This is a genomic window from Yersinia sp. KBS0713, from assembly GCF_005937895.2.
Lineage (GTDB): Bacteria > Pseudomonadota > Gammaproteobacteria > Enterobacterales > Enterobacteriaceae > Yersinia > Yersinia bercovieri.
Window position 1 is genome coordinate 1,845,195 of the sequence record NZ_CP042173.1, and the last position, 13,009, is coordinate 1,858,203.

Genomic DNA, 13,009 nt, shown 5'->3' on the forward strand with positions numbered 1-13,009 from the left:
GGGGCTTATGCCTCCCTTTTTTTGTGTTTTACGCGCGTTCTAAAACGGCTTTATAAGCAACTGCTGACCAGGGAAATCAATTACCATGGCGAATTGGTGAAGGAAGTTATTACCGATTACTCCATCGGCATCCATCTGCTTGAATGATCCGTCTAATAATACTGCATTCAGTTTTATCCCCTCGGCACCCATTTCGCTAAGCTGAAACGCCGAAGCTACACAGCCCTCAATGTCTCCTTCAATGCGTACTTCTGCCAGCACGGCGCGGCAGGGAATATCAGTCACAGGGCGACTAAGCCGCTCTTTCCAAAAAACCGAGAAGGTGGCACCAGTATCCAACACCATGTTGTACTGTTTTTTATCTTGCGAGACTTTAATTTTAATCCCTTCTTGGGTGAGTCGCAGCGGTAATGAGAGCCAACCATCAGCTATATTGATGCCCAACTCTTGAGTATTATCAGCAACGGAGATGCGCTGGTTTTTGTAATCTAACATCACTGACTTTTCTTTAAATAAGCCCAAACCAATGACCATTGAGTCGGGGAGGCTGCTGTCAGGGGTGAGAGTTAGCCCCCAAGGGGTAAATGAAACCCCTTTGACATCCTTAAATGTCATGCCATTAATTGAGACTTGGGGGATGTGAAACTTATCATTAAAAGAGACGTTGCCAGCCAGATCGATAGCGCGATGCTTTTCTGAATCAATGACTAATTCGGGGAGTTGAGCCATAACCTCTTCCGTTAAATGCAGGCCAGTGTTGGAGCCTGTATCAATTGAAAATGTCTGGCGCATGCCGTTGATGTCAATTTTGACCAAGGGGTTCGAGGTTTTATCCCACTCAAAGGGCATATGCATGACTTTCTCTGCTGCGGTAGCATTGAGGGCCGCCAGTGAGAGGAGAGAGGTTAAGAGAGTCATTGTGATAGCTATAATATGTTTATTCAATGACATGATGTTTTCTTTCAGTAAAAAGTGCATGAGGAGTTTCCTTTTCCTTTTCAGTGTTGGTGCTGAGGTCAAATACCCGGTCCGCCATCGCTATCATTGACGGACGGTGGGCAACAAAAATGCGGGTGATTTTTAACGCGCGTATCGAATCATTAATTCGGGCTTCATTATCGATATCCAGATCACTGGTCGCTTCGTCGAGAAATAGTATTCGCGGGCGTTTGTACAAGGCGCGGGCCAGAGAGATACGCTGCCGCTGCCCACCGGACAACGCACTGCCCATATCGCCGACCATGGTTTCATATTTCATTGGCATGGCTTCAATCTCAGAATGAATTGAAGCAAGACGAGCACACTCAAACACCCATTCGCTATCTGGATGAATATCAAATGAACTGATGTTATCCAGCAAAGACCCCGCAAAGAGTCGGTCTTCTTGTAAGACGTAGGCGATATGTTTACGGTAGGCCTCGAGGCCCAATCGCCGCACATCTATGCCATCCAATAATATGGTGCCGCTCTCTTGCGGGGCTAACCCCCCCATGGTTTTAAGCAGTGTTGATTTACCACAACCCGATGGCCCGACGATGGCGATACTTTCTCCCGCCTTGATAGACAGAGAGATATTCTCAAATACCGCAGGTTCGCCATCACCATAGCGATAGCTCAGCTCTTTTACGTCAATAGTGCCAGCGAGGGGGGTGGGCATGACTAAATTCATCTCACCCTCATCAGATTCAGGTGGGGTAAGTGCCACTTCAGAGAGGCGCTCACTGTGCATATCAATCAAACGGAGTTTGATTATTGAGTCAACCACGCTAATGGTTCGGGTGATGTACATATCCGAATAAATTAAGAATGCGAATAGCATACCGGTGGTCATGGTGCCTACATCAATCAGCTTCGCGCCCAACCACAGTACCATTGCGGAAGATATCCCGATTAACAGCAGCCCTACCGTCTGTGTCGCCAGATCTATTTTAAAAAGGTAGATTTTTGCATTGGCTTCATCGACAACCAGATTGAGCCAATCGGAACGCCGACGTTCTGCTAAATTAAAAATTTTAACGCCATTGATACCGCGTACTGTTTCAAGGAAGTGCGAATGTTGTTTCGCTTCGTGAGCAATAGCTTCAAGGTTGGCAGAGCGGTAGGCGCGAAAAAGACAGAATTTTATGGTGGCATAGATGCAGGATAGAGACACAACCGCTGCCGTAAGGTAGCCATTGTAGACCGACATTAAAAAGAGCAGCCCAATCACCACCACAATATCCAGCAGTGATGCAACCATCTCCGCAGTAAAAGCATCTTGCACCACCGAGAGCGAGTTAAAGCGCGACGACACATCACCAATATGCCGTTTTTCGAAATAGGAAGCCGGTAGTCGAAGCAAATGGCTAAAAAGCCCTGAGCTCCATTGGAGACCCAACGAGTACTTAACAGACATCAACGTCCAGGAACGAACCAAACTGAGCAACGCTCGGAAGATTAATAGGGCAACAATCCCCCAAACGATGAGTGTGACCAGATTGATATCGCCAGATCGTAAGGCCATATCGACAGTGAATTGAATCGCCATCGGCACTGCCATGGTCAGAAGTTCAATGGCAAATGAGAGGGCTAATACATGTGCTAGTGCCCGCGACAATCCAGACACGTTTTTGAACATGTCCAGCAGTCGAATGACCTGTTTTTCAGTACGCCGCTGAAAGCGCTGATTAGGCCAAATCTCAAGGGCGATGCCGGTAAAGTGTTGAGATAACTCCGTAATAGAGATTCGTCTCTCGCCTTTTGCTGGATCATGAATGATGGCCCCGTGGCGAGAGAATTTCTTTAGCACCACAAAATGGTTAAACGACCAATGCAAAATACAGGGGGTTTTTAGCTGAGGGACGGCGTCTAAATCAGCACGCACCGGGCGTGACCCCAATGATAGCCGATCAGCCAGTACGATGAGATCCCGTAGCGACATGCCCTTTAGCGACACTTGATAGTGTTTGCGCAGTGCCTGGAGATCGATGTTAAGGCCATAATAGCCCGCAACCATCGCCATACAGGCCAGCCCGCACTCCGTGGCTTCTGTTTGCATCACCACCGGCAGGCGTTGGCGCAGCGCTTCAAAGTAGCCCTTCATTGTGCTGGCGATCATACGGCATCTCCCACTTCACTTCTCGTCGTGCTGAGAGTGCTTTTGAGGGGGGAGAGTAGCCATTGGTAAAGAGGACGTTTTCTGATGAAAATATCTGTTTCAACACCAATCCCCGGCCGCAGCGGGTAGGTTTCTCCGGCTAATAATACCCCATCACTCTTGGGGCTGATGCGTATTTGGAAATACTTTAATGGAGATGGAGAGTGATGAGTCTGCACCCCATTTGCGGCTAAAGCCCTTTCGCTGGCGGCGCTGGAAATTGCGGTGGTAGAGATTGAAGTAACAGTACCGTCGTATTGCCCAAACCATTGGTATGGGTAGGCGTCGAAGCGCAGCCTTACTGTCTGGCCCTCACGTAACTCGCCAATGGCGTCGGTGGCAGCAAAAATCTCCACCTCGGCCCGCCCTGATGTTGGCACCACACTGGCTAACTCTTGTGTTGCCCGAATATTGTTGCCAGTTAGCCCGGTGATGCCAGTTAATACACCATCGATTGGCGCAGTGATATACAACTCACGCCGCTCTTCCGTAGAGACTAAATCTTGATCCAACTGGGCAGTTTGTCGATGCAGCCCCTCCAAGGTAGCGGCAAGTTCACTATGGATTGCGGCTAACCGTGCTTGTATGCTGACGACTTCCGCCTGTAGCTTGACCTTTTCCCGCCGGAGGGTTTTGAGTTGAACCGAGGCGCTATAATACTCAGATAGGCGTGCCATATGCTCTGTCTCAAGGGCAATTCCCTGACGAACTAACTTTTTAAAGTGCTCTGCTTTTGCCAATAACCATGAGGTTTGCTGTGCGGATTTGGCAATCAAATCGTCCATTTTTTGCTGCTCGGTCTCTTTGTTTGCCAGCAGTTGACGAAGAAAGTTTTGCTCAGTATCTGCCGCCGCAGATTTCAGCGTGATCTCCCGCTCAATAGTGACTTTCTGCGACTTTAGCGCGGCACTCATTTCATGACTCGTCGCGCCATACTCGGTTTGCGTCTCCCGGTTAACAATAAAAATTACCTCACCGGCACGAACCTTTTTTCCTTCTTCAGCAAAGCTACGGACAATCACGCCATCGTGGGTAGCGGTGATCCGCGCCACCGCAGGTTGGTGAACCACGGTGCCCGTAAGGCGCGCTCTCTGTGTGTAAGTTCCCACCACCATGAAGGTTACCAGGCTAACAATAAACACCAGCGCTATCATTGCCCAAATAGAGGCACCCATCGGTGTCATCACTTGCGGGCTGCCTAACCAATAGTGAGATCGATGCGCTATCGCCTCTTGTCTGAAAATAGGGTGTATATTGACCAATTTGTGGGCGCTCCTTTAGCATTTAGCCAAAATCTGTTGGTGACAAAAAACTATTGGCTAATGGCTGCCATAATGCGCTCTTCTTTGATGCCCATATTGAGCAAGTGAGCAGATGCACGGCTCAGGAAACTTCTCATGGAGTAGCAATAAACAGATTTACGGTTGAAGCGCTCTTCGGGGGAAAAACGATTCATAATGCGGCCACCGGCGCAGACATTTTCCCAAATGCAGCCTGTGCATTCGGTGGGTAAGGATTTCCCAATAGATACATATTCTTGAAATTGCGGACTATTTATTACATCAGAGAGGTTAATTTCAGAAACATGACCAATCGCATTGAAAATTCTGTCTGATGTAGACCGTAAGGTATCATCCACACGAATCAAACCATCTGAACCGACAGTGCAGGCATAGGTCCCAGTGACCTCGGGCGTGTGACCCAAAACACCAACTTTTTTTGCGCCGAGAAGAGTAGCAATATGTGTTTGAAAGAGGCGGACAAAAATCTTGGGGTTATCATCTTTCATCCATTCGTCTAATGCCTCGTTAAGAAAGCGCCCCATGCTGACGGGATCTGCGTAGGTATCGTTGTATGCGTCGTCGGGTATCAGAATGTCAAAACCATAGACACCAAGGTCATCCACGAAGTGCCGATAGATTTCAGCCCCATTCGCCTGAGGATTTGCAACACATAAAATGCCCGGTTCTGCCTGAAGTCGTCCCTGCTTATAGGCATTTTGCAGCATACGCAAACCACGTACCGTGCCCTCGTAGGTACTGCGCCCTTTGGTGTCCAAGCGATGTCTGTCATTAATATGTTTAGGGCCGTCAATTGAGATACTGACGTATACTAAATACTGTTCAAATAACGAGATCCACTCATCATCAATAAGCGTTCCATTAGTTTGTAATGCAAGACTGATATTCGAACTGCCATAGTCAGCTGTCGTGAGTTGATCACACATGCTGGCAAAATTCTCTTTTTTCATCAATAGCGGTTCCCCGCCATGGAAATCAATTTGTAGGGTGGCAATGTCATATTCCAGACAAGCTCGCTGTAAAAAATAGACCAATTGTTCAATGTTTTTATTGGAGATTCTGGCTGGGCTATTATCAGCGATTGAGTTTCCCTTATTGAATACGTAACAATAGTCACAGTTGATATTACAGCGCTCACTTATTTTTAATATAATTTCAAGGTGCTGAATGCTTTTTTTACTTGATATATTGACCATGAGGCTACACTCCTCCCAGCGTTAATAAATATGTCTGGGCTGTAGAGTTAATAAGTAAAAAATAGGGGCCACCAATGGCAGCCCGCATATGATTAAAAATTAGAATGCTCTTCCCCACCGAGCAAAAGCATTTATCCACCCGCCAGCTATCTGCTCAAGGACATCTTCTGCCAAGCGCTGAGGGTGATTCCGTTTAGCTTCGCTAACATTAACGACAGTTTTTGTTGCCATGATCTCTTTTTTCAAACTAGACATAATTAATCCCTCCATTGATGATAAAAACCAAGAGATAATTTCTTGGGCTTTTCAGTTAAGGAAAGTATTATTGCGCGAGTCTTTATTTTTGCTTATGGGAATATATCACATGTATATCTTAATTCTATAATTCAGTGCAATTACACGCTCTCCTACTTCCCTTGAGTTAAAACTATCACTGAATATATCGTCGTGTCAAAGGAGATAACTATTTTTATTATCGCGATATGGCGCGGTAATATTAATTAAGTGAATTCGTTATGTTAGGCTTTCAATTTAAGTAGTTGGCTATTCCTGTATGATAAATATAATTTAATCACTTATCATATTTAAGTGGGATGAAATTGATAATTATCGGTACCAAGATAACTATTTTGCACCATAAGCGCTATCGCCCGGTGATGACTCCGCCTATATTTATCACCAGGACGCAATCTAAGCTGATACTCTTTCAATGAGTAAATGGCGTTAGTGCACCCCTTTACGTGGGTTGCAACTATTCCGGCTCCAGCCAGGTGGTTTGGAAATCAAACCAGCCTAGATTATTTAGGTGCGCGCCCTGCGCCTGTTCGGGGGCTTTTATTTAGGCGCAACCCTTTTGACGATGATATTTGAGGCAATAAGATGACTCGCTACCTAAACAAAGATACCCAAGTCTGTATCTCTCTGGCCGCCAGACCCAGCAACTTCGGCACCCGCTTTCATAACTTTTTGTATGATGCGCTCGATCTCGATTACCTCTATAAGGCCTTCACCACCACGGATTTGGCTGCGGCCATTGGTGGCGTGCGGGCGCTTGGGTTCCGGGGGTGCGCCATTTCGATGCCATTTAAAGAGGCGGTTATCCCGCTGGTGGATGAGATGGCCCCATCAGCCGCAGCAATTAATTCGGTTAATACTTTGGTTAACACTGATGGCTATTTGACGGCGTACAACACTGACTATCTCGCCATCGAGCAATTGCTACAGACCTATCAGGTGCCGAGCGATAAAGTTTTTGCACTACGTGGCAGTGGGGGGATGGCGAAGGCGGTGGCGTTTGCCCTCAAAAATGCCGGTTTTAAGCAGGGCTTTATCATTGCAACCAATGAAAGAACCGGTAAGCAATTAGCTGAGCAGTCGGGCTACCGCTATCGCCCTGATATGCAAGGGGTTCAGGCCGATATGCTCATCAATGCTACGCCAGTGGGCATGGCTGGGGGCAAAGAGGCGGACCACATGGCTTTCACTGAAAATGAAGTTAATCATGCAGATATCATTTTTGATGTGGTGGCGCTGCCGGCGATTACCCCACTGATCCGTTATGCCAAAATGCAAGGAAAAACGGTGATTATCGGTGCTGAAGTATTTGCCATTCAAGCGGTTGAGCAATTTGTGCTGTATACCGGCATTCGTCCTGATCCGGCTTTGTTTGAAAAAGCGGCGGCTTATGCGCGCGGCTGATGATTGAGGTTGAAATCAATAGAATTTGTCGCTCATACTACGCATTCCCCATTTTTATCATGATTAAGGAAATGCGTTATGGCCGAAGAAACGATTTTCAGCAAAATTATCCGCCGTGAAATCCCTGCCGACGTGGTTTATCAGGATGAACTGGTGACCGCGTTTCGTGATATTGCCCCACAGGCACCCACCCATATCTTAATCATTCCCAACATTCTTATTCCTACCGTGAATGATGTCACCGCTGAGCACGAAGCAACATTAGGTCGCATGATCACGGTAGCTGCTAAACTTGCAGAGCAGGAGGGCATTGCTGAAGATGGCTATCGCCTGATTATCAATTGCAACCGCCATGCCGGGCAGGTTGTCTACCATATCCACATGCATTTGGTCGGTGGTCGTGATTTGGGTTCGTTGCTGTCGCATAAGTAATTAACTTTATACCCTAAATAAGAGGTAAGCCTATGCGCCGTGTAAAGGCGTTTTTATTACCGGTGATTGCGTGCGCAAGTATCGCGACCCTGCTGGGGTGCAGCAGTCCGAAGGGGATTGCGGTCAATCAACAGCAAACCGTAGTAATGGATTCATCGGTACTGACGGCGGGCATTTTGGCTTCTCAACCTGCAATATCAACCTCTTCTGGCAACAATGTTGTGCGCTCAGTTATCTCTAATAGCCAGAATAAGCCGGTAAAAATCAACTATCGCTTTTATTGGTATGATGCGCAGGGCCTGGAGGTCGAGCCACTCGAAGCGCCGCGCATTCTGATGATTGCGCCAGGGGATGAGGTGGCGGTTCAATCAGTGAATAATAATTTTAATGCGCAAAATGCGCGCCTCTATTTATTTTTATAACGCGCTTCTAGCTATTTTTATAATAGTTCAGCCGCTATTGGAGTGGGACAATGAAAAGGTATTTATCTGTGGCGCTAGCGGCACTTGTGCTGACGGGGTGTATTACTAAGCCACCTGTTGAGCCAACCACACCGCCAGTCACCATTGAGCCGGTCACACCACCTGTCATCGAGACGCCACCGCCGGTCGACACCGTGCCGCAGCCGCCGAAAGTACAGCAATCTATCGACTGGGCCGCCAGTGTAGAACCTTTAGTCGCGCAAATGGTCAACAGCAAAGATGTGGCGAATGGCAGCATTTTGCTACTCGATAGCGTCAAAAATAACACCAACGGCGCGTTGCAGATGGCGAAAGCCACCACCGCACTGCATCAGGTGCTGACATCAAATAAGAAATTTGTGTTGATCTCGCCGCAGCAATTAGCTGTCGCCAGGCAAACACTGGGCCTATCGGACGAGGATAGCCTGGGGTCGCGCAGCAAAGCGATTGGTTTGGCCCGTTATGTCAGTGCACAGTATGTGTTGTACAGCGATGTTAGCGGCGATGTGAAGTCCCCGACCATTGAAATGCAGTTGATGCAGGCGCAAACCGGCGAAATCATCTGGTCAGGTCATGGCCCAGTCCAGCGCTGATCCCGCCCTACATGCACTGATTGAGAGCATCAATCCGGCGGTGAAAATCGCCGATTATCAGATTAGCCCTGTCTCCGGTCTGACCGGTGAAAGCTGGCGCATTACTGCGGCGAACATTGATTGGCTGGCGCGTGAGCAGTCAATGCAGAAAATGCAACTGGGGGTGAATCGGCGGCGAGAGCGCAAGCTGTTGCGTCATGTCGCTGGCAGCGATTTATCTCCGGTCGCTATTGCCGCAAATCCGCACTGGCTGGTGGTCAATTGGCTCCAAGGTGACGTTGTCACTGATGCGCAATTCATTGAATTATCGAATAATGGTAAGTTGGCGCAGCTGTTGGCTCGTCTCCATTATCTACCCGCCAGTGGTTATCGTCTGGATTTGCGCGGCCAGTTAATCCGCTATGGCAATCTGATTGATCCCGCCCGCCGCACTCCGGGTTGGCTGCGGCTCCAACAAGATTTTCTGCGCAAAGCGCAACCGCAACCAATAAAACTGGCTCCCTTGCATATGGATATTCATCCCGGCAATCTCTTAATCACCACCACTGGGCTGAAACTGATTGATTGGGAGTATGCCGCTGATGGTGATATTGCGCTGGATATTGCGGCCCTGTTTCGTGGCAATAACTGGTCGCAGTCACAGCAGCAGACTTTTTTGCAGCACTATTGTGGCGGTGAACATGGTGGCGGTGGCTACCATGACATTACCGCTCTCGCGCGTCAGATACAGCGCTGGCTGCCGTGGATTGACTACCTGATGCTGATGTGGTTTGAAGTTCGCTGGCAGCAGACGGGGGATAGCGCATTTCTACAATGGGCCGCGCCGCTACGTCAGCGATTTAATCTGTCTTTTTGATTTTTACTTTAAAGTTATGGGGTTATCGTGGGTCCAGTGATGATAGACGTTGCCAGCTATGAGCTGGATGCAGAAGAGCGTGAGATTTTAAAGCACCCGCTGGTGGGTGGCCTGATTTTGTTTAGCCGTAATTATCATGATGCTGAGCAGTTGCGTGAGTTAGTGCGCCAAATCAGGGCCGCCTCCCATGATCGGCTGGTGGTGGCGGTTGATCAGGAGGGGGGGCGGGTGCAGCGTTTTCGTGATGGCTTTACCCGCCTGCCTGCGGCCCAGTCGTTTGCGGCGATCAATGATCCCGTCACGGCGGCGCAGTTGGCGCAAGAAGCGGGCTGGCTAATGGCGGCAGAGATGACCTCAATGGATATCGACATCAGCTTCGCGCCGGTGTTGGATATTGGTCATGTCAGTGCCGCCATTGGTGAGCGCTCGTTCCACAGTGATCCGCAGCAAGCTCTGCATATGGCCGAGTGCTTTATCCGAGGGATGCATAGCGCGGGGATGAAGACCACAGGCAAGCACTTCCCCGGTCACGGCGCGGTCACGGCGGACTCACATAAAGAGACGCCACGTGATAATCGACCACTGGCAGAAATCCGTACTCATGATATGGTTATATTTCGCGAACTGATCGCGCGCGGGTTGCTGGATGCCATCATGCCCGCTCACGTGATTTATACTGAAGCCGATGCCCGCCCGGCAAGTGGCTCGCCTTACTGGCTTCAGCAGATATTGCGCCAAGAGCTAGGTTTCAATGGCATCATTTTCTCCGATGATCTCTCGATGGAGGGGGCGGCGATTATGGGCAGTTACGCCGAGCGCGGACAGGCATCTTTGGATGCAGGGTGCGATATGATTTTGGTGTGCAATAACCGTCAGGGGGCAGTCAGTGTGCTAGATAACCTCTCTCCGGTCAAAGCAGATTCACTGACGCGATTGTACCATTCTGGGCAGTTAAGCCGTCAGGCGTTGATGGCGTCATCACGCTGGCAGCAGGCAAATAGGGCGTTGACGGCACTCAGTGAGCGCTGGGATGCACATAAGAGCTTCTAAGTTAAGTCGCGAGGATAAATATGATCGTCTATCTACATGGTTTTGATTCCAACAGCCCCGGTAATCACGAGAAAGTCCTGCAACTGCAATTCATTGATCCGGATGTGCGTTTTATCAGTTACAGCACTTTGCATCCTCGCCATGACATGCAGCATTTACTGAAAGAGGTGGATAAAGCCATCCAGCAGGGCGGCGATGCTAAATCACTGATTTGCGGCGTCGGCTTGGGGGGTTTTTGGGCTGAGCGTATCGGCTTCCTGTGTGGAGTTCGTCAGGTGGTGTTCAATCCCAATCTCTACCCACAGAATAATATGAGTGGCAAAATTGACCGCCCGGAAGAGTATGTCGATATTGCCAGCAAATGCATCAATAACTTCCGCGAGAAAAACCGCGATCGTTGCCTGGTGGTGCTCTCTCGCCATGATGAAATGCTTGATAGCAAGCTGACGGCCAGTGATCTGCACCCCTATTATGAGATTGTCTGGGATGAGAAACAGAGTCACAAATTTAAGGATCTGTCGCCCCATCTCCAGCGCGTCAAGGCGTTTAAAACGCTGGGGTAGAATGAGAGATGGAGTGACCTAAAACTCCAGGTTAATGCCGCTTAATGTTAATGATGAGTTAATTGTAGAACTAATGACTCACGATTAGCTGGCTTGGAAAGAGTAGCTGACGTGCTTTTTTCAGGCCATTTTTATGGCGAATAACATCAAAATAGCTCTTCCCGTGTTGGCAATTAGCAAAGTTCTAAATTGTGACGAAATGCTAACTATTTGAATCCTATTCCAGAAAAAATCTGCCGCTGCCACTTTAATCAAAAAAAGTTGATATATATCAATTTTGGTATGACCAAATAACCCTGCATGATATTCTGGCTACAGATTATTGATTTAGCATCAGCGAACCCTATGTTATCTAAGGATATTATTCATTTACCCTTAGCTAACAATTGGTTCACATTTAGGGGGTCATTTTGACAACGCCGAAGAAAAAAATCGTTATTATTGGTGGTGGTGCCGGCGGTCTTGAGCTGGCAACAAGTCTGGGTCACAAGCTAGGCCGCAGTAAAAAAGCCGAAATAGTTTTGGTCGATCGTAACCATAGCCATTTGTGGAAACCGCTGTTGCATGAGGTGGCAACCGGCTCTCTGGATGATGGCGTCGATGCGCTGAGCTATCTGGCTCATGCCCGTAACCACTTCTTTAATTTCCAGTTGGGTTCCTTAACTGACATCAACCGTGAAACCAAAACCCTCAGTTTGGCGGAGATTTGCGACGAACACGGCGATGTGCTGGTGACGCAACGTGAATTAACCTATGACATTTTGGTGATGGCGCTGGGTAGCACCTCGAACGATTTCGGCACGCCGGGGGTGAAAGAGAACTGCATCTTCCTGGATAACCCGCATCAGGCGCACCGTTTCCATAATGAGATGCTCAACCTGTTCCTGAAATACTCCGCGCAACCGGGTGAGAAGGGCAAAGTGAACATCGCCATTGTGGGTGGTGGTGCTACCGGTGTGGAGCTATCTGCTGAGCTACATAATGCGGTGAAACAGCTGCACAGCTACGGTTTTGAAGGTTTGGATAACCAGGCGCTGAATGTAACACTGGTTGAAGCGGGTGAGCGTATTCTGCCGGCCCTGCCGCCGCGCATTTCGGCTGCTGCGCATCAAGAGCTGATTAAGTTGGGTGTCCGTGTATTGACCAAAACTATGGTAACCAGCGCTGACGAAAACGGCCTGAATACCAAAGAGGGCGAGTACATTAACGCCGATCTGATGGTCTGGGCCGCAGGGATTAAAGCGCCGGACTTTATGAAAGATATCGCCGGGCTGGAGACCAACCGCATTAACCAGTTGGTGGTTGAACCGACACTGCAAACGACCCGTGATCCGAATATCTTTGCCATCGGCGACTGTGCCTCTTGTCCGCAGCCAAATGGCGGTTTTGTGCCGCCGCGCGCGCAGTCAGCACATCAGATGGCCAGCCGTTGTTACAACAATATTCTGGCACTGCTCAATGACCAGCCGCTGAAGCCGTACATCTACAAAGACCACGGCTCACTGGTTTCACTGTCGAAATTCAGCACTGTTGGCAGCTTGATGGGCAACCTGATGCGTGGCTCCATGATGGTCGAGGGCCGTGTTGCTCGAGTGGTCTACATCTCGCTCTATCGTATGCATCAAGTGGCACTGCATGGTTACACTAAGACAGGCCTTATGATGCTGGTGGGTGGTATTAATCGGGTGATTAGACCGCGCCTTAAGCTCCACTAAACTGCCTT

The 13,009-nt window shown here is 48.8% G+C and carries 13 protein-coding genes; 8 read left to right on the top strand and 5 right to left on the bottom strand.

The genetic code is table 11. The annotated features are described in order from the left end of the window. Nucleotides 1-39: 39 nt before the first annotated feature. The 5 genes from FFE93_RS08650 to xyeA form a co-directional block, all read right to left on the bottom strand. Nucleotides 40-978: an aspartyl protease family protein gene (locus tag FFE93_RS08650; protein WP_054871965.1), complete on the bottom strand. Its 939-nt coding sequence runs from the start codon at nucleotides 976-978 to the stop codon at nucleotides 40-42. Further along, the gene (locus tag FFE93_RS08655; protein ID WP_390898810.1) at nucleotides 938-3,094 is read right to left on the bottom strand and encodes a peptidase domain-containing ABC transporter; all 2,157 of its coding nucleotides are present in this window, start codon (nucleotides 3,092-3,094) and stop codon (nucleotides 938-940) included. Before FFE93_RS08655 ends, FFE93_RS08650 begins: the two co-directional genes overlap by 41 nt. Then, entirely contained in the window at nucleotides 3,094-4,398 is a 1,305-nt protein-coding gene (locus FFE93_RS08660; RefSeq protein WP_138775042.1) for an HlyD family secretion protein, read from the bottom strand. The genes FFE93_RS08655 and FFE93_RS08660 overlap by 1 nt, the downstream gene beginning before the upstream one ends. A gap of 50 nt (nucleotides 4,399-4,448) precedes the next feature. Next, the gene (xyeB, locus tag FFE93_RS08665; protein ID WP_054871968.1) at nucleotides 4,449-5,633 is read right to left on the bottom strand and encodes a cyclophane-forming radical SAM/SPASM peptide maturase XyeB; all 1,185 of its coding nucleotides are present in this window, start codon (nucleotides 5,631-5,633) and stop codon (nucleotides 4,449-4,451) included. Nucleotides 5,634-5,732: 99 nt separating this feature from the next. Further along, nucleotides 5,733-5,888, bottom strand: coding sequence for a XyeA family cyclophane-containing RiPP triceptide (gene xyeA, locus FFE93_RS08670; RefSeq protein ID WP_071984901.1), 156 nt, complete (start codon nucleotides 5,886-5,888; stop codon nucleotides 5,733-5,735). Between the two features lie 624 nt (nucleotides 5,889-6,512). Between xyeA and FFE93_RS08675 the strand changes: the two genes are divergently transcribed. The 8 genes from FFE93_RS08675 to FFE93_RS08710 all read left to right on the top strand — a co-directional run bounded on the left by FFE93_RS08675 (nucleotide 6,513) and on the right by FFE93_RS08710 (nucleotide 13,001). Next, nucleotides 6,513-7,331, top strand: a complete 819-nt coding sequence (locus tag FFE93_RS08675) for a shikimate 5-dehydrogenase (RefSeq protein ID WP_138775043.1) — start codon at nucleotides 6,513-6,515, stop codon at nucleotides 7,329-7,331. 78 nt (nucleotides 7,332-7,409) lie between these two features. Then, nucleotides 7,410-7,763, top strand: coding sequence for a purine nucleoside phosphoramidase (gene hinT / locus FFE93_RS08680; protein WP_005273079.1), 354 nt, complete (start codon nucleotides 7,410-7,412; stop codon nucleotides 7,761-7,763). Nucleotides 7,764-7,795: 32 nt separating this feature from the next. Further along, on the top strand, nucleotides 7,796-8,185 hold the full coding sequence (locus tag FFE93_RS08685) for a YcfL family protein (RefSeq protein WP_005273082.1): 390 nt from the start codon (nucleotides 7,796-7,798) through the stop codon (nucleotides 8,183-8,185). Between the two features lie 50 nt (nucleotides 8,186-8,235). Continuing rightward, nucleotides 8,236-8,817, top strand: coding sequence for a penicillin-binding protein activator LpoB (gene lpoB / locus FFE93_RS08690; protein ID WP_032897392.1), 582 nt, complete (start codon nucleotides 8,236-8,238; stop codon nucleotides 8,815-8,817). Next, the gene (gene thiK, locus FFE93_RS08695) at nucleotides 8,798-9,673 is read left to right on the top strand and encodes a thiamine kinase (protein WP_099460625.1); all 876 of its coding nucleotides are present in this window, start codon (nucleotides 8,798-8,800) and stop codon (nucleotides 9,671-9,673) included. The genes lpoB and thiK overlap by 20 nt, the downstream gene beginning before the upstream one ends. A 27-nt stretch (nucleotides 9,674-9,700) precedes the next feature. Then, entirely contained in the window at nucleotides 9,701-10,723 is a 1,023-nt protein-coding gene (gene nagZ / locus FFE93_RS08700; protein ID WP_032897395.1) for a beta-N-acetylhexosaminidase, read from the top strand. 20 nt (nucleotides 10,724-10,743) lie between these two features. Beyond that, nucleotides 10,744-11,286: an alpha/beta hydrolase YcfP gene (gene ycfP / locus FFE93_RS08705; RefSeq protein WP_005273093.1), complete on the top strand. Its 543-nt coding sequence runs from the start codon at nucleotides 10,744-10,746 to the stop codon at nucleotides 11,284-11,286. 410 nt (nucleotides 11,287-11,696) lie between these two features. Beyond that, nucleotides 11,697-13,001 (top strand): NAD(P)/FAD-dependent oxidoreductase, encoded by a 1,305-nt coding sequence (locus tag FFE93_RS08710; RefSeq protein WP_049602459.1) that lies wholly within the window; start codon nucleotides 11,697-11,699, stop codon nucleotides 12,999-13,001. Nucleotides 13,002-13,009: the final 8 nt, after the last annotated feature.

Coding starts and splice junctions, on each gene's coding strand:
- FFE93_RS08675 (WP_138775043.1), top strand. CDS start 6,513: ATGACTCGCTACCTAAACAAAGATACCCAAGTCTGTATCTCTCTGGCC.
- hinT (WP_005273079.1), top strand. CDS start 7,410: ATGGCCGAAGAAACGATTTTCAGCAAAATTATCCGCCGTGAAATCCCT.
- xyeA (WP_071984901.1), bottom strand. CDS start 5,888: ATGTCTAGTTTGAAAAAAGAGATCATGGCAACAAAAACTGTCGTTAAT.
- FFE93_RS08685 (WP_005273082.1), top strand. CDS start 7,796: ATGCGCCGTGTAAAGGCGTTTTTATTACCGGTGATTGCGTGCGCAAGT.
- thiK (WP_099460625.1), top strand. CDS start 8,798: ATGGCCCAGTCCAGCGCTGATCCCGCCCTACATGCACTGATTGAGAGC.
- lpoB (WP_032897392.1), top strand. CDS start 8,236: ATGAAAAGGTATTTATCTGTGGCGCTAGCGGCACTTGTGCTGACGGGG.
- FFE93_RS08650 (WP_054871965.1), bottom strand. CDS start 978: ATGCACTTTTTACTGAAAGAAAACATCATGTCATTGAATAAACATATT.
- ycfP (WP_005273093.1), top strand. CDS start 10,744: ATGATCGTCTATCTACATGGTTTTGATTCCAACAGCCCCGGTAATCAC.
- xyeB (WP_054871968.1), bottom strand. CDS start 5,633: ATGGTCAATATATCAAGTAAAAAAAGCATTCAGCACCTTGAAATTATA.